The organism is Micromonospora sp. NPDC049359 (assembly GCF_044466585.1).
GTDB lineage: Bacteria > Actinomycetota > Actinomycetes > Mycobacteriales > Micromonosporaceae > Micromonospora.
In genome coordinates this window covers 909,211-929,140 of record NZ_JBITMW010000001.1, presented here as the reverse complement: position 1 = coordinate 929,140, position 19,930 = coordinate 909,211, and the positions used below count along the sequence as shown (strand labels likewise).

Annotated in this window: 22 protein-coding genes; 6 read left to right on the top strand and 16 right to left on the bottom strand. The window is 68.4% G+C overall.

Annotated elements, in window-relative coordinates; genetic code table 11:
• Window positions 1-138 precede the first annotated feature (138 nt).
• The gene (locus tag ACIBTX_RS04345; RefSeq protein ID WP_328654486.1) at window positions 139-960 is read left to right on the top strand and encodes a sugar phosphate nucleotidyltransferase; all 822 of its coding nucleotides are present in this window, start codon (window positions 139-141) and stop codon (window positions 958-960) included.
• A 185-nt stretch (window positions 961-1,145) separates the two neighbouring features.
• Window positions 1,146-1,916, top strand: a complete 771-nt coding sequence (locus ACIBTX_RS04340) for a carbon-nitrogen hydrolase family protein (protein WP_357129717.1) — start codon at window positions 1,146-1,148, stop codon at window positions 1,914-1,916.
• A 60-nt stretch (window positions 1,917-1,976) separates the two neighbouring features.
• On the opposite strand, the gene ACIBTX_RS04335 is transcribed toward ACIBTX_RS04340, so the two are convergent.
• The 10 genes from ACIBTX_RS04335 to ACIBTX_RS04290 form a co-directional block, all read right to left on the bottom strand.
• Window positions 1,977-2,174: a hypothetical protein gene (locus tag ACIBTX_RS04335; protein WP_328654484.1), complete on the bottom strand. Its 198-nt coding sequence runs from the start codon at window positions 2,172-2,174 to the stop codon at window positions 1,977-1,979.
• A gap of 253 nt (window positions 2,175-2,427) precedes the next feature.
• Entirely contained in the window at window positions 2,428-4,158 is a 1,731-nt protein-coding gene (locus tag ACIBTX_RS04330) for a GNAT family N-acetyltransferase (protein ID WP_328654483.1), read from the bottom strand.
• A 2-nt stretch (window positions 4,159-4,160) separates the two neighbouring features.
• Complete coding sequence (locus ACIBTX_RS04325; protein ID WP_328654482.1) at window positions 4,161-5,030, bottom strand: carbon-nitrogen hydrolase family protein; 870 nt, start codon at window positions 5,028-5,030, stop codon at window positions 4,161-4,163.
• A 34-nt stretch (window positions 5,031-5,064) separates the two neighbouring features.
• Window positions 5,065-5,634, bottom strand: coding sequence for a nucleotidyltransferase family protein (locus ACIBTX_RS04320; protein WP_328654481.1), 570 nt, complete (start codon window positions 5,632-5,634; stop codon window positions 5,065-5,067).
• Window positions 5,635-5,676: 42 nt separating this feature from the next.
• Window positions 5,677-6,129: a hypothetical protein gene (locus tag ACIBTX_RS04315; protein WP_328654480.1), complete on the bottom strand. Its 453-nt coding sequence runs from the start codon at window positions 6,127-6,129 to the stop codon at window positions 5,677-5,679.
• Complete coding sequence (locus tag ACIBTX_RS04310; protein ID WP_328654479.1) at window positions 6,126-7,520, bottom strand: MFS transporter; 1,395 nt, start codon at window positions 7,518-7,520, stop codon at window positions 6,126-6,128. Before ACIBTX_RS04310 ends, ACIBTX_RS04315 begins: the two co-directional genes overlap by 4 nt.
• Entirely contained in the window at window positions 7,517-8,428 is a 912-nt protein-coding gene (locus ACIBTX_RS04305) for a phosphotransferase (RefSeq protein ID WP_357129726.1), read from the bottom strand. Before ACIBTX_RS04305 ends, ACIBTX_RS04310 begins: the two co-directional genes overlap by 4 nt.
• Window positions 8,425-8,991 (bottom strand): kinase, encoded by a 567-nt coding sequence (locus ACIBTX_RS04300; RefSeq protein WP_328654477.1) that lies wholly within the window; start codon window positions 8,989-8,991, stop codon window positions 8,425-8,427. The genes ACIBTX_RS04305 and ACIBTX_RS04300 overlap by 4 nt, the downstream gene beginning before the upstream one ends.
• Window positions 8,992-9,002: 11 nt before the next feature.
• Complete coding sequence (locus ACIBTX_RS04295; protein ID WP_357129729.1) at window positions 9,003-10,985, bottom strand: ABC transporter ATP-binding protein; 1,983 nt, start codon at window positions 10,983-10,985, stop codon at window positions 9,003-9,005.
• Window positions 10,986-11,136: 151 nt separating this feature from the next.
• Window positions 11,137-11,619 (bottom strand): NUDIX hydrolase, encoded by a 483-nt coding sequence (locus ACIBTX_RS04290; protein ID WP_328654475.1) that lies wholly within the window; start codon window positions 11,617-11,619, stop codon window positions 11,137-11,139.
• Between the two features lie 276 nt (window positions 11,620-11,895).
• Here ACIBTX_RS04290 and ACIBTX_RS04285 point away from each other — a divergent pair, with 276 nt between their 5' ends.
• Window positions 11,896-12,696, top strand: a complete 801-nt coding sequence (locus ACIBTX_RS04285; RefSeq protein WP_328654474.1) for a helix-turn-helix transcriptional regulator — start codon at window positions 11,896-11,898, stop codon at window positions 12,694-12,696.
• Between the two features lie 174 nt (window positions 12,697-12,870).
• On the top strand, window positions 12,871-13,365 hold the full coding sequence (locus ACIBTX_RS04280) for a hypothetical protein (RefSeq protein ID WP_357129734.1): 495 nt from the start codon (window positions 12,871-12,873) through the stop codon (window positions 13,363-13,365).
• Window positions 13,366-13,798: 433 nt separating this feature from the next.
• Here ACIBTX_RS04280 and ACIBTX_RS04275 read toward each other — a convergent pair whose 3' ends face one another.
• Together ACIBTX_RS04275 and ACIBTX_RS04270 are read right to left on the bottom strand one after the other, a co-directional pair.
• Entirely contained in the window at window positions 13,799-14,620 is an 822-nt protein-coding gene (locus ACIBTX_RS04275) for an abortive infection family protein (protein WP_357129737.1), read from the bottom strand.
• Window positions 14,621-14,762: 142 nt separating this feature from the next.
• Window positions 14,763-15,419, bottom strand: coding sequence for a recombinase family protein (locus ACIBTX_RS04270; RefSeq protein ID WP_357129740.1), 657 nt, complete (start codon window positions 15,417-15,419; stop codon window positions 14,763-14,765).
• Window positions 15,420-15,713: 294 nt separating this feature from the next.
• Here ACIBTX_RS04270 and ACIBTX_RS04265 point away from each other — a divergent pair, with 294 nt between their 5' ends.
• Both ACIBTX_RS04265 and ACIBTX_RS04260 read left to right on the top strand, forming a co-directional pair.
• On the top strand, window positions 15,714-16,256 hold the full coding sequence (locus ACIBTX_RS04265; RefSeq protein ID WP_357129743.1) for a hypothetical protein: 543 nt from the start codon (window positions 15,714-15,716) through the stop codon (window positions 16,254-16,256).
• Window positions 16,257-16,846: 590 nt separating this feature from the next.
• Window positions 16,847-17,578 (top strand): haloacid dehalogenase-like hydrolase, encoded by a 732-nt coding sequence (locus ACIBTX_RS04260; protein ID WP_357129746.1) that lies wholly within the window; start codon window positions 16,847-16,849, stop codon window positions 17,576-17,578.
• A gap of 37 nt (window positions 17,579-17,615) precedes the next feature.
• Here ACIBTX_RS04260 and ACIBTX_RS04255 read toward each other — a convergent pair whose 3' ends face one another.
• The 4 genes from ACIBTX_RS04255 to ACIBTX_RS04240 all read right to left on the bottom strand — a co-directional run bounded on the left by ACIBTX_RS04255 (window position 17,616) and on the right by ACIBTX_RS04240 (window position 19,736).
• Complete coding sequence (locus tag ACIBTX_RS04255; protein WP_357129749.1) at window positions 17,616-18,080, bottom strand: PCC domain-containing protein; 465 nt, start codon at window positions 18,078-18,080, stop codon at window positions 17,616-17,618.
• A gap of 69 nt (window positions 18,081-18,149) precedes the next feature.
• Window positions 18,150-18,599, bottom strand: coding sequence for a SitI3 family protein (locus ACIBTX_RS04250; RefSeq protein WP_357129752.1), 450 nt, complete (start codon window positions 18,597-18,599; stop codon window positions 18,150-18,152).
• A gap of 13 nt (window positions 18,600-18,612) precedes the next feature.
• Entirely contained in the window at window positions 18,613-18,999 is a 387-nt protein-coding gene (locus tag ACIBTX_RS04245; RefSeq protein WP_357129860.1) for a hypothetical protein, read from the bottom strand.
• A 209-nt stretch (window positions 19,000-19,208) separates the two neighbouring features.
• Window positions 19,209-19,736: a DUF6244 family protein gene (locus ACIBTX_RS04240; protein WP_357129754.1), complete on the bottom strand. Its 528-nt coding sequence runs from the start codon at window positions 19,734-19,736 to the stop codon at window positions 19,209-19,211.
• Window positions 19,737-19,930: the final 194 nt, after the last annotated feature.

The following is a 19,930-nucleotide window of genomic DNA, read 5'->3' as shown; positions in this document are numbered from 1 at the left end:
TCGCCGGCGGCCTGCGCCCGTGCGCGCCTCCACTAGGTGCCCGAATTGACCCAATGCTATGCGTAAGCTGCATTGGTCCGCCCGGCTCACTGTCGCTACACGTTGACGGCCGGTGTAACCCAACCGAAAGGTAAGCACGTGAGGGCCGTCATCGCTGTCGCCGGCATGGGCAGCCGCTTCTTCCCGATCGGCAAAACGATCAACAAGTGCATGCTGCCGATCCTCAACCAACCAGTCGTCGCCTACGCGGTCGCTGACTGCGTCGCCGCAGGCACCCGTGAGATCGCGATCGTCACCGCCCCCGGCGAGATCGGCCGCCAGGTGCGTCATTACTTCACCGAAGACCACGACCTGAAGGACTACTTCACCGCACGCGGCTGGCAGGACAAGTACGCGTCCGTCGTCGACCTGCACAGCCAAGCCGACTTCACGTTCATCGAACAGCCGCGCGACGACCGTTACGGCACCGCGCTGCCCGCGATCGTCGCCGCTGACTTCATCGCTGGCGACGACTTCCTCCTGGTGGCCGGCGACGACCTTTTGCTTCGCAACGACGGCGGATCGGACCTGGCCGACCTCGCCGCGGCCCGGGTCGCCGCCGGAGTGCCGGCTGCGCTCGCCGCCGCCACGGTGCCCGGCGCCGAGGCCCACCGCTACGGCATCCTCCACCCGCGAGCATCCGAGGGTCATGAACTGCTCGACGAGCTACTAGAGAAGCCGCACGACTACGACGAGCCGACCGCGTACATCAACATCAGCCGTACCCTGCTACCCGCTGACGCGGTGGCCTACTTCCAGGAGCTGATTCCGGCTGCCAACGGGGAGTACCAGGCCACCGACGCCGTCATCGCCTTCGCCCGCGACAACGACGTACTGATCCACCCCGTCACCGGTGAGTACCATGACTGCGGCAGTCCCGCCGGCTGGCTCGCGGCCAACAACGCCGCAGCCATGCCCTAGGCCTGACCGGTCCCGGTCGTACAAGCGCCTTCAGACCGGCTAACCCGGCGGCGGAAACGCTGCCCGTCTGCGCGTGCCGTGACCCTCCACGCCGGCCAGTCTCACAGGAGGTCCCGCAGCGGCGGTGCCGTCCCCACTGTCATCGCGCAAGCAGCAACGTCGTCGGACCTCGCTAGGGTTTCGGAGTGGCCGAGGTGATGCGGGTGGGGGCCTGTCAGACCCCGGAGATTCTGGGCGATGTCGGCGCGGCGGTGCAGTGCATCGAGGAGTTCGGCCGCGAAGCTGATCAGCGGGATGTGGAGTTGCTGCTGTTCCCGGAGTGCTTTCTGCAGGGCTATCTCGTGCAGGAGCAGCACCTGGACGCCCACGCTATGGATCTGCGCTCCGCGTCGTTCGCTGCGCTGCTGCGCCGTGTGGGCCGGATCGGGCAGACCCTTGTCCTCGGTGTCATCGAACGACGGGCGGGCCAGTACTTCAACTCAGCGGTCGTCGTGGCCGGCGGTGAGCTCCTCGGCGTCTACCGTAAAACCCACCTCATGCCGGGAGAATCGCTCTTTACTCCAGGTCAGGACTACCCAACCTTCGAGGTTAAAGGCGTGCTGTTCGGCATCAACATCTGCTCTGACACCCGGGTACCTGCTGCGGCCGCGGCGGTGGCGGCGCAGGGCGCACAACTGCTCCTCGTCCCAGCGCAGAACATGATGCGCCGCGCCTCCGCCCTGCATTGGAAGGACCGGCACACCCCGATCCGCGCCGCCCGGGCCCGGGAGAGCGGCATGTGGCTGGTGTCAGCTGACGTCACCGGTGAGCGTGGCGCGGACCGGATCGGCTACGGGCCGACGAACATCATCAGCCCGCAGGGCGAGGTCGTCGCGCAGGTCGCGGAGATGACGCCGGGCATGGCGACCGCCGACATCGGACGCTGTGAGCCGCCGGGTCAGGCCACGTGTGGGTGACGCTGCCGCTGACGCCGGTTGGAGCCCGAGGCGATCCCCGGGCGAACGCAGGTGGCCTATTTAGGTGATCCGCCATCCGCTGCTCCAGCAGGGGAACTTCGTCGTGAAGACGTCGACGTCGAGGTTCAGGGTGTGGGCGGCGGGTGCGAACAGCGCCGCGTACTCCGCGTCGGGGGAGAAGAGGGTCCAACGGCGCCTTCGGGCGTCGAGCACGAAAAGCAGACCCCAATGGGCAGTGTCGCTGGCGGCTAGTTCCATCAGTTGTTTCCGCAGGCTGGCGGGAACGTGGGCGTGGTCGAATCGACCATGACCGACGATCATCAGCGGGAACTGAGGTCGGCCACGGTACAAGCCGCGTAAGTTCGGCACCCCTGTCACTCCCAGTACGCTCGTGGCTGCGCGAATCGTCCACGCGCCGCGCGAATAGTCGATGCGACGATGCCCGATCCGCGTCCCATAGCCGTCAACCGAGCGGTGAAGGCATTCCGCAGTCGGGACTACCGTCATCCCCCTACGGCAATCGGGGGACCGGGACTTGGTCGAGCCGGACGGGGCCCCCGGGCAGGTGAATCAGCACATCGCTGGTGGTTTCGTCGACGCCAATCGGAGCGTCGCCGATGGCATCGAGCAGCGCCGTTAGGCGGGGGAAGGCGGTGGTCTGCCGGATGCGATCGGCGGCTCCTGCATCGCGGAACGCCTGTACGGCCATTGCGGCAAGGTTGACGGCGCCGCGCCGATACTGGACGTCGTTACGTGCCAGCAGCGGCCCGCTCAGCAGTCGATCCCGATGCTCGGGCCGGACCGGCTGGTACTCGATGAGCAGGTCAGCGCGTTGGACGGCGAAGCTGGTCTCGCCGTCACGCAGCGCCTGCCGGTTCGGCTCAGGAAGCCGCCCGATGACCGGACCTTGTCGCAGTGCCCGGACCTCTGGTACCTGCTCGATGGTCGGATCCACCAGTCTGTCGTGTTCGGGCAGTAGCAGGATGGTGTGCCCGACCAGGGTGGTGTCGTCGTACCAGCTCGGCTCGTCGGTCGCGTACCGGGTACGACCGCCGTCCGGGTCGTGGATCACCACACCGACCGGCAGGATCTCGGCGGCGATCCCGAACTGCTGGTAGGCGTACCGCAGCTGCGCACACGCGTCGATGCAAGCGTTGGCGCGCTGCCCCTCGGCCATCTTGACCCAGAGCAGGGGCAGGAACTGGATGGCGAGCAACTCCCCAGAGCCCTGCGTCAGCAGTGCCGGCAGGTGATCGTCATGCAGGGCCAGGGTGCCCGGGTCAAACGGCGTCCTGCTGCTGTGTCGTGGTGCCGGCACCCGACCGGGCCTCCGATTCGCGCCTGCCTTCTGATGCTGGACGAACGTGCGCTCACCCGGGTCGGGGCGGATCTCGGCGTGAACCCCGAGGACCACCCACGGGTCGAACCCGCTGTCACGCTCCAGCACGTCGAAGCCGTGGCTGCGGTAGAACCGCTCCAGCTCCGGGCTGTCGGCCATCTGCCCATACGTGATCATGTAGCCGCAGTGCGCGTAAATCTGCTGGCAGCGATGCAGCAACGCACTGCCGATCCCGCGGCCGCGCATCGTTTCGTCGACCGCGATCGCCTTGATCCGCACCATCCACATCACGCCAGCCATGACCAGCTGAAACAGCTGCTGACTGCCCAACCCTGCCCGCCGTTGATGCTCGACCAGCTGCTTGAGCACACCACCCGGCGGGTACGCGACCACCGCTCCGACAACGCCGCGCTGGTCGTGCTCGGCCACCAGCACCAGCGTCGCCGGCGGCAGCAGCCTCCTCGGATCCATGGCCTGCGGGCCGGTGAACTTCTCGGCCATGTATCGCATGAACGTGTCCGGACCACCGTCCAAGCCGGCCCGCAACGCGGCCCCGCCGACACCGGCGTCCACGTCGTCGACGACCTCGTCCTCGAGATGGACACCGGCCAGCGCGGTGAGCCGACGCACTGCGGCCATATCCGCGCCGCGGGCCAGCCGCACTCGCACCTGCTCGGTCACCGGCCAGCCGTCGACCAGGCGCTGCCCGGTCAGGTCGGTGACCCTGTCCGCCGAGGCGGACAGTCGTGTTGCTGGAATCGGCCGGCGAATCGGTTCCCTGCGCCGAGATCGGCTGCTGCGCTTGACCACGAGCAAGCTCCCTCCACCACAACAAACTGCCAGGAGTGACCGTACCGTCGCTATGCGACATTGTTCGATGGGTGGCGCCTGGTTCGGCGCCACTGTCACCCCTCGGTGCGGTTGTGGCTGCGCGGATCGTCCACGCGCCGTTGCCGGTAGATGGCGCCGTCGCGGGCGGTGGTGCGCCAGGGGCGGGCGTGCTGCACGGCGATGCGCAGCTCTGGGGCGTCACGGTCGAGCGTGGCGCAGACCAGGTCGGCTGTGCCATCGGGTGCGCAGCGGGCGAGCCAGCCGCCGTGAGGGCCGATAATTCCGGTGGGCATGGCGGTGCTGCATTGCGCGGGCACCGAGACGCTCACCCACTGGCTCATGGTGGCGGCGTGGCCCTGGGCGATCACGGCGAACATCGGGTCTTCGGAGAAGGTGGAGAACAGGACGCAGTCCACGCCCCTGTGCAGGTAGTCGAGGAACATCTCCGGGAAGTTGATCTCGATGCAAAGTGCCAGCCCCAGCTTGAATCCCGCGATGTCGAGGACGCTTGGTGTGAAGCCGGGGGTGTAGAAGCGGGTGATCTCCGTGTGGGAGAGGTAGCGCTTGTCGTAGCGGTCGACGATGCGTCCCTGGTCGGAGATCACGTACAGGCTGTTGTGCGGACGGTGCTCGCCGCTGAGTCGGTGATTGCTGCCCAGGATCACCCACAGGCCGAGTTCACCCGCGAGCGCGGCCGTCTTGTCCAGCTCCCGCCGTAGCATTGTCCAGTCGACGTTCCAGCCGGCGAAGTGGTCCTTGGCCTGCCCGGCGTAGCCGGACAGGGCGCCTTCGGGGAACTGCACCAAGTAGGCACCCTGCTGACGTGCGCGGCGCATGAGCGCACGGATTGCGGTGCCGTTGAGCGTGGCGTCGCAGGTGACTGGCGGTTGGGCGGCAGCGATCGTGAGAGTGGACGAGTCGTCCATTCGGCGGGCGTCGAGCATTTGGGGCGAGCCTCCTGGCGTCCATCGCGGGTGATCAGCTGAGGACTCGGACTCGGGGCCAGCGGTGGGCGGGGCGTTGCCGCGCTAGTCGTTGCGCGGACACGACCTGGCTGACTCGGGTCGGGTTGCGTTGCCAGATGCCGTCGAGAAGGTCATCGAGTCCGTGGGGTGCGCAGACAGCGATGTGCCCGCCGGCGTCGAGACGGATCGCGACGGCGGTGGCGTATTCGGGCCAGGTCGCGACCGCGTCGGCGATGCTTCGCAGCGCGGGGACGGGGTCGCCTCCGAATCGGGCGGGGTACCAGGTGTGCACGGCGGCCTGGTTCTTCGCCTCCCATGGCGGTCCGAGCCAGATCGCCGTCAGATGTTCGGTGGCGTGCTCGTCGTTGGTGCGGGTCAGGTCGGTGGGGTCGAAGAATGCCACGTCGATATCCCGAGCTTGCGAGAAGTCGAATCCGTGCCCGTAGCGTTGGTCCCACACCAGGTCCCTGAGGACACCGGCGCCGATCCAGGCGTCAGGTAGGCCCGAGTCCCGCACGGTGCGCAGCGCCCGCATCAGCGGCTGGCTCCCGCCAACCAGACCGCGTAACTCGTCATCGCGCATGCCCTCTTCACCTCCGGCAGGTCCAGGTTGATCGAGGTCGGGTCAGCTGCGGGGGTGCGGCAACCAGCTGGCCGTGGGCAGTCGTGGCTGCGTGCTGGTTTGAATGTCTCCAGGCAGCTGCGCGGCGTCTGGGTGCGGCGGGGTGCTGATGTGTTGCTGGTGGAGGCGGTGTGCGAGGTAGTCGCTCAGCGAGGTCGCGTGCGGCACGTCCGGGTCGGTGGTGGCGCCGGAAGGGGTGTAGTGGGTGTGCCGTAGCGGGGCCACGAACTCGGACGGGGGCGCGCCGGCTTGCAGACCGGTGGTGATCGCCGTGGACAGCGCCTCGGTTAGGCCGGCCAGGGTGGAGCCGTGTTTGCCGACGCGCAGCTCGACGTGAGTGAGCTGCCCGGACGAGGTGGCCGTGGTGAGGCGCCCCGTGGTGCCGTCCAGCACGAAATCAGTCGTGGTGCCGGCGTACCGGCGAGGTGCCCGCCGCTGCGGGTTGTCATCGCTCATTCTGCGTTCTCCCTGGGTGTGGTGGCGGTGGCCGTGACGGCGGTAGACAGGCCGGTGCTCGCGCTACCGGAACGACGTGCCAGTAGGCGACGTCCGCTGGGCGGGTTCGCGGCGGGGGTGTGGGGCGGGCTGTTCGGGGTGGTCTTCCATGGCAGGATCGCGGCGCTGGTGAGGGTGAGGGCGGCGGTTGCCGTGAGGGCGGTGCGGGGGCCGGTGGCGGCGGCGAGGATGCCGGCGGCTGCGATGAAGAGGGGTTGGGTGAGTTTGCTGGTGATGGACCAGGCGGTCAGGACGCGGGACAGGCAGTGCTCGCTGGTGTGGTTCATGCGGTAGGCGGCGAAGGTGGGATTGAACGTTCCCGCCATGAACAGCAGGAGTGTGTCGGCGAGGGTGATGATGATCAGGCCCGGTGTGCCGGGCGGGGCGAGGGGGATGAATCCCATCCAGAGGGTGCGGGCGACGCCGGTGGTGAGCAGGACCCTGCGGAGGCCGTATCGGGTGGTGAGGGGGCCGGCGGTGAGGGAGCCGAGGATGCCGCCGAGGCAGGGCAGTCCGAGGGCCAGGCCGTACTGCCAGGGCGCCAGGTGTAGGTCGCGGAGCATGAACACCGCGATGATGGGCGTGCTGGCCGTGATGGCGCCGCCGAAGACGACGGCGTTGACGAACAGTGCCCGCAGGCCCGCGTGGTGAAGGATGTGCCGCCATCCTTCGATGGCTTCCCGGCCCCGCCTCGGGGCGGGTTGCCGCGCAGGTGGCGGCGGTTCGGGGCTGCGCAGGCGGCGGATCCCGAGCGCGGACATCAGAAAACTCGCGGCGTCGACGGTGATGGACGCGGTAGCGCCGAGCCAGGACACGAGGACACCGCCGATGGGTGAGCCGAGGCTGTTCGCCGTCCACTGGGAGGTCTCGAATCGGCTGTTGGCGGTGACACGTTGATCGACGGTGACCAGGTGCTTCAGGTGTGCGCCGCTGGCGGCGCCGAACACGATGGTGCCGGCGGTCTGCACGACGGCGACGACGCACAACTGCTCGTACGTCAGGGCGCCTAGCGCGGCGGCGATGGGGACGCTGGCCAGGGCCGCGAAGCGCAGCAGGTCGGCGCCGATCATCACGGGCCGTTTGCGCCGGAACTCCACCCAAGGGCCCAGGGGCAGGACGATGACCGCCGAAGCGAGGCCGGAGATCACCGCGAGCAGGGAGATCTGCAGAGCCGATGAGTCCAGCAGCAGGATCGCGACCAGCGGCAGCGCGCCCGCCCCGACGGCGGATCCCAGGTGGCTGACCGAGTATGCGCCCCACAGCCGGTGGAAGTCACGGCTCAGCGGGGGAGGTGCCTGTGAGCCGTCTGCGGGGCTGCGGTGGGCCCGCGGGATGGCGGTCGTCCGGTTCATGCCCATCGCATCAGTGCCTGAACGTCGCGGCGTGCTTGGCTGAGTAGCTGTCGCAGGTACGCGAGCCGGGACGTGGTCGAGTCGCCTGCTGGCAGCACGGTGTGCAGGCGGATCTCTCTGCAGGTCAGCAGGAGCAGGTTGACGTAGTAGGCCGTCGTGATGTCGGCGGTGTGCACATGTTCGGCGATCGCGGCAGTGAGGGTGGGGCTGGCTGCGGCGCCGATGATGTGCAGTAGCGCGAGGTCGTAGCCGGGTAGGTAGCTGCCGGTGTGCTCGAAGTCGATGAGGGCGCAGTGCTCGCGGTCGAGGAGCAGGTTCGCGGGTAGGGGGTCGCCGTGTGCGGTGACCCGGTCCGGTCCGAGCTGGTCGACGAGGGTGTGTAGGGCGTGCTGGTCGGCGTCGTCGAGGAGTCCGGCGGTGTGTTCGGCGCCGATGCGGCCGTGGTAATCGACAGGTTGCGGCAGCGGCGGTGCTGGCATCCAGGCGGCGACGGTGTCGAGGGTGTCCAGGACCAGCTGTGCGGTGGCCGGGCTGACGTCGCGAGTGAGGTGGCGTTGGTCGTCCAGGCGCTGCCCAGGTAGCTGAGTCAGGACGGTCAGGCGAGCGTCGGCGTACAGGACCTGCGGCACGCGCACGGGGGGTGGCTGATCGGTGAACAGTTCGTACATGCGCAGCTCGTGTTGGCGCCGGCCTACCCAGTACGGGTCGTCGGTGGTCAACAGCTTCACGATCACCGGTCGGCCGTCGCGGCGGCCGGTGGCGACGACGGCCTTGTCGGTACGGTGCACCACCCGGCCGGTACCCACCCCTGCGGCAGCGGCACGGGCGACCAGCGCCGCGAACACGTCATCCGCCCCGTCCGCCACGAGACCGGCACTGCCTGCGCTGGACGTCTGGGGTGAAGTCATGGGACGGCCGGGAGCAGGTCGTCGTCGCGGCCGGTCAACGGCAGGCCGGCGACGGTGGCGATGCGCTCGATCGCTTGCTCCAGCATGGTGGTCTCCGGCAGGACGAGCTCGTTGGACCAGCCGAGGACGTCGCGCGGGGTATACCAGCTGCGCAGGTTTTCCGGCGACACCTCCGCCGCCAAGGGACGCGTCTCGTGGCGTCGCAAGGTCTCGGTAAGTGACACATCGAGGTAGACGAAGAGCGTTCGCCCACGGTGCGCGTCACGCAGCTCGGTGAGCATGCTCCGATAGCGGGCGGTGTGCATGATCCCTTCCAGGATCACGTGGTAGCCGTGGTCGAGGCAGAAGCGGACGTTCTGCGCGATGAGCGCGGGCGCGAGGCCGCCGGGCTTGTCGCGTTCCCTGAGCAGGATCCGACGGATATGGTCTTGGCCGACCATCGCGCAGCCGCGGCCGTGCCGGCGCCGCAACGCCGTGGCGATGGTGCTCTTCCCGGCGCTGGAATTGCCGCGGATGCTGATGAGGATCGTCTCGGAGTTGCCGGTGGGCGCCGCTTGGTCCATGACGGTTCTTCCTATCGCGAGGCGGGTCGGTGCTGTTGCGGGATGGGGCTGTCCTCGCTCGGGGTGGCGTCGTAGCCGGCGGCCTGAAGGGCGAACAGTTCGGCGTACCGGCCGCCGGTGGCGATGAGGTCGTCGTGGCTGCCGGCCTCGACGAGCCGGCCGTGGTGCAGGACGAAGATCCGGTCGGCGTGGCGGACGTTCGCGAGCCGGTGGGTGATCAGGATCGTGGTGGCCCGGCCCTTGCGGTCGCGGATGGCCTGGAACAGGGCGTCCTCGGCGCGGGGGTCGAGCGCGGAGGAGGGCTCGTCCATGATGAGCAGTTCGGCGTCGCGGAGGAAGCCGCGGGCGGCGGTGATGCGTTGCCACTGCCCGCCGGAGAGGTCCTGGCCTCGGGCGAAGGTCCGGTCGAGCAGTGTCTCGTACCCGTGGGGCAGTTCGGTGATCATGTCGTGGGCGACCGCGCGGGCGGCGGCGGACTCGATGAGGTCTTGCCGGGCATCGGTGTCAACGTTGCCGATGGCGATGTTCGTGGCCGCGGTGAACGGCCATTTGTGGTATTCCTGCGTCACTACCGCGATCCTGGCTCGCAGCCCGTCGATGTCGCACTCCGACATGGGCTGGCCGTTCCATTCGATGACGCCTTCGCTGGGGCTGCGGAGGGTGGCGATCATCGCGGCGAGGGTCGTCTTGCCCGAGCCGTTCTCCCCGACGAACGCGACGGTCTGCCCGGCGGTGATGGTCATGGTGACGTTGTCGACGGCGGGTGCGTCGCGGTCGGGGTAGCGCATGCTCACCCCGCTGACGGTCAGTTCCTGCAGCCGTTCGGGGCCCGTCGCGGACACCGGTCCGCTGCTGCCCGGGAGGTAGGCGGCGGCGCGGGTCATGAACCCGGTGTAGTCGTTGAAGTGCTGACCCTCGGTGTAGACGCGGTCGACCTGGAAGGTGACGATGGCGAGGGAACGCTGCGCGGACTGCACGGCGATCACGCACGTCGCCGCGGCGGCGAGGGGGATCTGCCCGTCGATCAGCAGCAGGCCGAGCAGGACGTACACCGCGGCGGTGGCTACTCCTCCGATCATCGCCCCGACCGAGGTGGTGGTGGTGACCCGCCGCGCCAGGACGAGCTGGATGTCGGTCTCGACCTGCATGACCCGGTCGTACTGGTCGAGCAGGAACCGGCGCAGCCCGTACGACCGCAGCTCCGGCGCGGATGCCCGCTCGGCCATCAACCGCTGCAACAGCCACAGCCGGCGCCGGCGCACCGACCCGGCCGTGTATGTCTGATACCGCAGGTGGCCCGCCCGCAGCGCCGCCCACCCGTTCGGCACCGTCGCCACCAACAACGCCACCAGCAACAGCGGGTGGATCACCACGACCGCGACCGCCACCGCCAGTACGCCGGCCAGCCCGGCGAGGAGGTTCATCGACGACTGCACCAGGCCGATCGCCGACTCGGTGCCTCGGGAGGCGCGTTCCATGTCGTCGGCGAACGCGTCGGCGTCGAACGCCTCCAGCCGCACCTGCGTGGACACCTCGAACAGGCCCCGCTCCACCTCCCGGCTCACCTGCGGCGTCAACGCGTTCTGCGCGTACCCCGTGGCGATGCCCATCCCCGCACGCAGCGCGACCGCCACCGCCAGCACGGCCAGCGCGGGCAACGCCGCCCAAACCTTGTCCGCGGTCGGCCCGCCGGCGAACAACTCCACCAACACCCGCTGCGTCGCCAACAGGCCGAAGGCCGCCATCACCCCGGCGCCGACCGTCGCTACCGCCACCACGCCCGTACGCAGCCGGTCTGCACGCCAACTGACGCCCAGAGCGGCCCAGACAAGCCGGGGGAGTTCCGCGAAGACGGTGAACACGCCCGCTTCCGCCCGGGCACGCACTCCCGTCTCCCACCATGTGGCCCGTAGCTCCGGCAAGACCGACTCCGGTCGCGCGATGCCCGGCTGGCCCGCTGTACTGGGGTTCTGTGTGGTGGTCGTCTGCGTCATGGACAAACATCCTCAAAGTTATGCAAATGGATGGCAGCGGGACGTGTGTGAGTCGGGCCGGTCGCCCGAAGGCGACCTCCCGCAGATCGGATCTTCAGCAGAGGGCTACGAGTCGAATCGTGGATGCGGCTGGCCCGTGTAGGGCCGGGGGTCAGGTGACCGGCAGCCCGTTCTCCAGGTACCTGGTGAACCCTTGGCCGCGTGCTTCCCGGGCCGCGGCGACGCGTCGGGCCAGCAGCGCCGGCAGGCGTTCATGGGCCGCCGGCTGGTCGCACCAGGACCAGCTGCGCAACTCTGTCGGCGGCAAGACGATCCGGTCCGTCTGCTCGGACGTGAGCGTGCCCGCATCGAAGACGAACATGACCCCCTCGGTGCGGCCAGGCTGCGGTGGCACCCAGTCCATGACCAGCAGCCGGCCGGGCGTCAGGGTCAGCCCGAGTTCCTCACGGCACTCCCGGACCGCCGCCTGGTAGGGCGACTCGTCGGCCTCGACGCACCCACCGGGGATCTCCCACGAGGCCTTGTATGCCGGCTCGACAAGCAGCACTCGACCGCGGGGATCGGTCAGGAGCAGCCCTGCGGCCATCCGCTTGCGAGGTAGATCGGCGGTGAAGTCACGGCGTTCGGCGGGCATGAGTCGACCGTAGGACGCCAGCCGTCCGACACGCCCGCCGCGCCGTGCCACGACATTGTCGGCAGATTCCGCTGCCGACTCCGACAAGACGGCGACATCGTCGGCCGCGCGTGACCCCTACCGGCGGCCAACGCAGCCGCTAGGCTGCCCGGCTGTCGACCAACCCCGTCCGACCCCCGACAGCCCTCAGTAACCGACCCAGGAATTGTCGGAGGCGGCGGATACGGTCTGCCCGCACCGTGACCGCATCTCGGCACCGCCAGGGGGTGGCAAACCATGGCCGACGACGAGATCACGACGGCACGGCGCGCACTCGGCCGCCACCTCGCACAGCTGCGCAAGCAAGCCAACCTCACCCAGCAGGGCCTCGCCCGGCTCGTGCAGTACGGCCGCAGCTCCGTCGCCAACACCGAGACCGGCCGCCAATACCCCGAGCGCGAGTTCTGGGCACGCTGCGACACCGCCCTGCACACCAACGGCACCCTCACCCAGGAATACGACCGCCTCACCAGGCGAATCCAGCGGCACCAACCACAGCCACCGTCGGTCCCGTCGGCGAAGAACCCGCACCGGCCGCAGCCCGCCGCCAGCACCGATTCCAGTGCTGACGAATCGGCTCTCTGGGAAGACGAGAACAGCATCAACGCCCGCCGAGCCGCGCTGAAGTCCTGCAACGACGAAGACACCCGACTCAGCTACCTCGAAGACGAGGTCCGAAAGGCGATCGCCGACAACGAACGCCTCCCGCCAGCAGTCCGCCTGGCGCGCTTGCGGCCGTTGCGTACCTGTGTGGATGAGCTCATGGCCGGGCAGCAGCACCCACCACAACGCGCCCGGCTCTACACCCTCGCCGTCCACCTGTCCGGGCTGCTCGGCGCCCTCGCCCTGGACCTGGGTGCGATCCGGGTTGCGCACGCCTACGCCGCCGAAGCCTTCGACCTCGCCGAAGCCGCTCAGCAACCTGAGGTGCGGGCAACACTGATCGCACTACGCCGAAAACATCCCGCCTTATCGATGGACGGCCGGGCCGCGGCTTACCCGCGCGATGATGCGTCGGGGGCCGGCGGTGCCGGCTAAGCACCGAGTCGGAGGAGGGCAGATAGACCCGGCCGTACGAGAACTCGGAATTGTGGGAAGGTAGGCCATATGGGCTTCTTCGACCGCCAGGTAGCGGCATCGGACGTCGAGCCAGAACCGATCAGACAGCCCCGTCCCGCCTGGATGAAACCCGAGGCGGTGATCCCCGGTGTCGTGGCCGAAAGCCACGTGCTGGTCCACACCGATCGCGTCGCGGTCGCGATCAGCGGTCTGCTCGCCTACCCCGCAGGCTTCGAGTTCAGCGTGACCGCGGTGCTACGTGCGCCGGACCGACGGGCTGATCTATTGCACCACCACCGGATCGGGTACTGGGCCGGGCAGACCGTGCCAGCGGATTTCCTCCGGGTGGGTGTGCAGTTCGCCGACGGGAGCACCGTCACCAACATGGATCGACGCTCGCCCACGCCGCTGGATGCCGAGCCACCTGGCCGGTTGTTGTTTCCGGGCAACGCTGAGTCGGACGCCCGGCGGCACGAGGCGCACTACTGGGTTTGGCCACTACCGCCGTCCGGGCCCGTCACCTTCGTCTGCGAGTGGCCGGCGTACGACATGCCCGAGTCGCGGCTGGAGGTCGACGGCCAGGTGATCCTCGACGCCGCCGCGCGGGCGGTACGGCTCTGGCCCGACACCGACGAGACGACCGACTAACCACGCTCGGACCCGCCCGCACCGCTCAGGCACCCGGAGGTTGCTGCGGTCTGGGCAAGGTCATGCCTCTGCTGTCACCTTCCGCCGGTGTCCGCAGGTCAGCCGGCCCACCATCACCATGGCCGACGGGGAGACCCGGCGGATGGAGTGGCCGACGACCGGTGGTGACGGCGAAGGCCGCCGGGCTGGGTCCGCCGCCACGGCTTCTCCAGATTCCCTGGCTGAGCTGGTTGGCGCCGAACAGGCCGGCCGGTGTGGCGAGCAGCAGGGCCGCCCAGAGGCCGGCGTCGTCGGCCCGCAGCGCGTGGCCGAGCCAACGATCAGGACCAGCGGAAACATCAGCCCACCGGCCATCGCGAGCAGTTCGGGATGTTGAACGACGTGTGATCTTCAGTGGATGCGACATCGATCTTCAGTGCCTTTCCGGTGGAGATCACGTCAGTTCCTTGCGCCAGGGAGCCTTGGGGTCCGCGAGCGTGTCGAGCATGAGCTGGCACCAGGTGAACGCGGCGTTCACGGCGAGGTGAGCGTGGCGGGGGCCGAGGCCGACTGGAGCGGTGGCGGGACCGTGGCCGGTGCCGTAGCCGCGGTTGCGGAGTTCGGCCAGTCCGATGGCGATGCCTGAGACGGAGCCGAGGATCTTCTTGATCGCGTCGCTGCCGTCCGGGCCGGGTGCCTTGGAGGACGGGTGGAGGCCGAGGGCTTGCTGGGCGCTTCGGACGAGCGCAGGGAGGTCGTCCTTGTCGTCGACCGGCTGGCCGCGTTCCTTGAGTACGACTTTCGCCGTGCTCTCGATGAGTTCCTTGGCGCTGCCTACGGCGAGGGCAGGGTCGTCCAGGACGGCGTGCTGGATGCGGGTGAGTTGCTGGCGGATCGCCGACGCGTCGGTGATGTTCTGCAGGGAGGAAGGGGCGAAGCGTGGTCCGCCGGAAGCGATGTGGCCTGTTTGCTCATCGACGGTGTAGCCGTCACGGCGCAGGGAGTTGAGGAGCTTGCTCGTGTACTGCGGCTCGAAACCCTGGATGAGGCGCTCGAAGACTCGCAGCGCCCGGCTGACCTGGTTGATGTCGCCCCAGTCGATGGCTTCGAGGTACTCCTGCGTCGTGACACGCCGAACGCTGCTGTCTTCGTACGTGCTGTCGGGGTTCGGTGCGAAGAGTTCGTCCTGGAAGGCTGCGCCGATCGCGCCGACGGTGCTTCCGGTCATGAGGTCACGGAAGAGCCCGCGGGTGGTCCGGCTGACGAGGTCGCTCACGCAGCGCCACCCCTACTGTCCGCGAGCGCGTTGGCGTCGACGAGGCGCTCAGTCGGGTGAAGGCGCTCGCGGCCGATACCACCGTGGCCGGCGGTGGCCATTGAGGAGCGTTCGTGCCTGCGCCGTGCGAGGAGCGGACAGGTCATGCGGTCAGCTCCATGCGGGCCCGGCCGGCGGCACGTAGCTCGCGTAGGTCGGGAATGTGGTTGTAGAGGGTGCCGGGGCTGACGCCGAGCAGCCGGGCGATGGACGCGACGCTGGCGTCGGGGTTGGGTAGCAGGTCGCGGGCGGAGCGGATCAGCTCGGCGTTGATGACGGTGGGTCGGCCGCCGCCGCGCCCTCGGGCGCGGGCGGCGGCGAGGCCTTCGCGGGTGCCGGAGACGATGAGTTCGCGGATGAACTCGGCGAGGGCGGCGAAGACGTGGAAGACGAGCCGGCCGCCGGGGGTGGTGGTGTCGAGGTTTTCGTAGAGCGAGGTGAAGCCGACGTCGCGGCCGCGCAGGTCGGTCACGGTGGCGATCAGGTCTTGCACGGACCGGCCGAGGCGGTCGAGGGCGGGGACGACGAGGGTGTCGCCGGGGGCCATGAACGCGAGGCAGGCGGTGAGCTCGGGCCGGTCGGCGTCCTTGCCGGACTGCGTCTCGGAGAAGATGCGGCGGCAGCCGGCGGCGCGCAGCGCGTCGAGTTGCCGTTCGAGTTTCTGCCCGCCGGTGGAGACCCGCGCGTAGCCGATGCGGATCTCGGTGGGATGCGCTGGCGCCGGGGCGAGCAGCTCGGTCGGGTCGAGAGCGTCTGACACCTGTTCATGGTGTCAGAAAAGGGTGCCTAGTGGGTTGTTGAACCCGCCGGTTTTTGACGGAGTTTTTGACGCCTCGGAGGGGTACCGCGAGGCGTCTGACCGTGGTCGTCAGAAAACGATGGTTTTTTGACGGTGCGCAGAGCGCAGGCCTACACCCCTAGCATCCACAGCAAAGAGCAAATAGACCGTCTTTTGCATGCCGACGACAATAGACACCTGCGGTACTTGCCAAACCTGATGTTCGATGCTGGACTAGTGTCAACAGTTCGGCGGTGCAGATAGATCGGAGGCTAGGTGGGTATTCGGCTTAAGCTCGGTGGCTACGAGACTGTCCAAGGCGACCCGCTCGGGAGGGCGTTCATCGGCTACTTCCCGCGCATGACCGAAGACGAGGCATGGGAGGCAGGCCGGGGCGTCTGGAAGATGAACCGCGAGAAGGCCAGCCGTCAACGATTCGCTTTCATCGTCGGGGAAGGCGTCGTTCGCGCGGTCGCCGAGATCACCGGCTACCACGAGCACTCCACGGAGACCGGCGTACGCGGCGAGCTCATCGGCCAGCCCTTGCCCGCCGGCCACCCCGTGCGCGAGGCGTACCTCGGCCAACCCGACCCGGTCGCCAACGGCTCGCAGAACCCCGTGGGCTACTGCGACCTGCCCGAAGAACAGACCTACCTGATGCGCCCCTGCGCCTGCAGCTGCGGCGAGGACACCGACCGGGACTTCCTGCCCGGCCACGACGTCCGTGCGCTCCAGCAGCGTGTCCGCGACCACTTCGGCGGGTCCCCGCTCAAGCTCATCCAGTTCATCGACCAGAACGTCACCGCCGCGGCGGCCTGACCACCACGAAGCCCTCGTTCGCCTTCTTCAGTCAGGAGGCAAACGAGGGCTTCGTGCTTCCGCAAGGCCCACAGCCCCAGGATCAGGGGAGGCATCCCACATGCCGGAACCACGGAAAACCGTCAAGCGGATCTCCGGCGATCACGCGCATGTGTCGCTCCTCAGGCCTCAAACGGGTGCACTACGTACTTGACCAACGAGGGGGGTGGCTCGCCCAGTTGAGGGCGGCCAGTTCGCCGCCAGCGAGGAGATCGTAAGAAGACCTGAGTCTCTGCCAGCACCGCTACGTTCTCCGGCGTGGGCATCCCGGGACTGGTGCCTGTTGACCAGTAGGCGAACTCGGACTTGGCCCGCGGCGAGTCCGCTGGTCCCATACCTGGATCTGTTCCGGTCATGACCGCTGCGGCGTTCTTTCCGTACGGCCCGAACGCGCGGGCACCGAGATCGGCCTCCGATTCATCGTGGGTCAGACGCCATGCCCGGTAGGCGATCGAGCCGCCGCGCGCAACCCCGAATGAGGACCACCGACGCTCGGCAGCCAGTTCGGTACCGTCATCGGCCTCACTCGCCCATCGTGCGACGATGGTTCTGTGAACCACCGCAGCGCCGGCTTGGTGATCTGGGACGTTGACGGGACTCTCATCCCCGCGGACTTGCGCTGGCTGACGCGCGCCATCGCTCGCGCGTACGGTCTCGCGCAGTCCGCGGTTAACTTTCCTGACAAGAAGGTGCATGGCTATACGGACGAGTCGATCGCCGTCGACACGGCGATCGCTTCGGGCGTCGACCCGTCAGATGCGGAGGCGGGCATACCCGCCTTCCGTCAGGCCATCGCCGCGGTCATGCAAGAGGGCCGGCAGGAGTTCGCTGAGGTCCAGCCGCCGTATCCAGGTGCTGCGGCGAGCATCGCGGAGTTGCACGACCGAGGCTTCATCCAGACCGTGCTGACCGGCAATCTGCGTTCGGCCGCCGAGGTGAAGCTGCACGTGGCGGGCTTGGATGAGTTTCTTGATCTCCGCATCGGCGGGTTCGGTTCAGACGAGCGCGATCGCTTTCAGCTTCCGGCAGTCGTCGCCCGACGCTACTCCGCGATCTACGGTGATCAGCTCGATCCTGCGCGCGTCATCGTCATCGGGGATGCGCCCAACGATATCGCCTGCGCGCGCCATGCCGACTTTCATGTCGCCGTTGTCGCTCACCGAATTGGACGGCAAGAGTTGACTGCCTACGAACCTGACCTGGTGCTCGACAGTCTTGAACCAATGATGGTGATGGCCGCCGTCAGTTCGCTGTTGAGCTCGGATGGGTCGTCGACTGCTTAGCCGCTCATCTGCTCTTCAGGTTCGAGCATAACCAGCGTCAGTTGTCGCCGATCCGCAACAGCGGCACGTCGTAGAGGCTCGCCTCGGGGATACGACGCATGACGGGCGCAGTGACCTCGATAATCAGCATCTCGGTCAGGAACTGGACCGTAGCGGCGAGCAGGTGACTGGTGTGGCCGGTCGCGCTGTGCTCCTTGAGTCCGACGCTGACGTGGATGTGCGGCGAGATCCGGTCGTGGGCCTCGTCGTAGGCGATGGTGCCGCCGCCGAGCGCTTCGACGTTGGTCAGGTGCACCCGGTCCCAGACCGGGGCTTGGGGGTCGTCCAGACGCTGGCAGGTGCCGACGATCTCGACCGTGCTGAACCCGGCGATGAAGACTGGGATGTAGCCGTGCCGGATGCCGTTGGTGCGGCAGGCGTCGGCGAGGGCGGTGAAGAAGTCCTCGCCATGATCGAAGGTGACGCCGATCATCCGTCCGGGCGTGAGGTCGTGGCTGCGCATACTGAGGCACTTCCGGTCGGGTTGGTCGGGGGAGTGGCTGTGGTGGGTCCAGCCGGGGACGCACGCCCGTCAGAGGTGAAGAATCCTGTCGTAGTCTTCGTCGTACCAGCCGTCGGTATTGTGCTTCTGGATGGTCCCCGCGACGCGGGTCAGCATGAGCACGTCGCCGTTGAGGGTCAGGGCCGCGTCTTCAGCTCTGCCGGCGAGGATCGCGGCCACGGTCGCCAGCATGTGGGGCTTGCCCTTGTCGACCAGGGTGTCCTTGCGCATGTAGAAGCTGACGTCGACGTAGGTCTCCGGCTCCCACTGCCACAGAGCACCACCGTCGTCCTCGGCGCTGTAGTAGCCGTGCCGGCCGCCGGTGATGTCCACGACGTACCCGTGCTCGTCGTTCAGGTCGGCACTGAGCATCGTGCCGCCGGACGCCGTGGACGTCTCGACCGCTCCGGGAGCAGCAAGCTCCGCTACCTGTTTGAGTGGGATGTTGCCCGCCAGCGTCAGCCGGTACTCGACAGCCATTTGCACCCCTTCATCAGTCTCGCCGGATGATCTGAATGATCGCACCGTCGCGCGTTACCGCTGCCAGTTCCTTCAGCCCTGTGATGGGCCAGTCGTGGAACTGCTTTTGCAGGGCGGCGAGGTCGCCCCGCCAGTCGTGGAGGTTCAACATGACGCGTTGGGTCTGCTCCGTGTCGACCTTCCTGGACACCGCGCTCCAGACGGCGCGGGCCGGCACGGGAGCAGTGGGCGCGTAGCAGTCGAAGACATGCCCCTCGATGAGGAAGTCGGGTGCCTTTTCCGGCCTCCCAGAATCCCCGGTCTCGCGTCGCGCGTCCGCGACCTCCTGCCTCGTGGGGTTCTGGTGAACCCGGTACCCCTTGCCGGCGACCCTGTCGGCACACTCGTCCTCCAACTCCAGGGCACGGCGCTCCCGTGGCTTCTCGTTCGCGGAGATCCGGGTTCGGCGTCCGGTAGGCGACCCGCCGACGACGCCGGTGGGACGCCTGGTCCACGGGTTTGACGCGTCAGTCTCTGTGAAGACAGTTCCGCCCAGGGTGGGGGTCGTCGGGGATGGGCTGCCGGTGGTAGCAGGGGCGGGGCTGGCCGGTGGATGACCGCCAGCCCCCGTCAGTTTCCCGACGACCCCAACTGCCGGGCCTGCGCGATCGCCCCTTCGATGGCCTGCCGGGCCCCGCCGGTGCGCTGAACGACCAGCACCAGGACCTGCTTGATGGCCTCCAGAGCCTGCAACAGCGGCCCGGGCTGCCCACCCTGCAGGACCACGGCGACGAGCTGCTGCGCCTCACCGACTCCGGTGATGGCCGCGGCCGCCGCCTCACGAGCAGCGTCCACGGCGCTCAGCACAGGCGCCAGCCCGGCGATCGTCTCCTGCGGGGTGGCCTCGTTCGGCACCGCCGCGGTCGCCTTCGTCGCATCACCGATCGACCCGGCAAGACTTCCCAGGCCGCCCTGGATGCCCGTGATCGCGTTACGCACCCGAGCCACACCCGCCGCCACGGCGACGAAGCCCGCGCCCGCGGCCCGCAACGCCACCTCCTGCGCCTGACTGTCGGCGGCGGCTGCCAACCCCTGCGCGCGTTCGACCCCGGTCATCAACGCGCGGAGTTCACCGGTGATCTTCTCGATGTGCGACACGTGGCCGGCATCCCCAATCGATGACAGTAGAAGTGCTCGACAGCTGAAACTACCTGGCGTTCCTAGGGGCCTACCGCCCCGTGTCAGCCCGTCGCCGGTATCGGTCTCGACGAGGTCGAGGAGGCGGTGGGCCGCGTTGATCGCGGGCGCAGGACCTCGGCGGCGGTTTGGTCGACGCGTTCGTCGAGGATCTG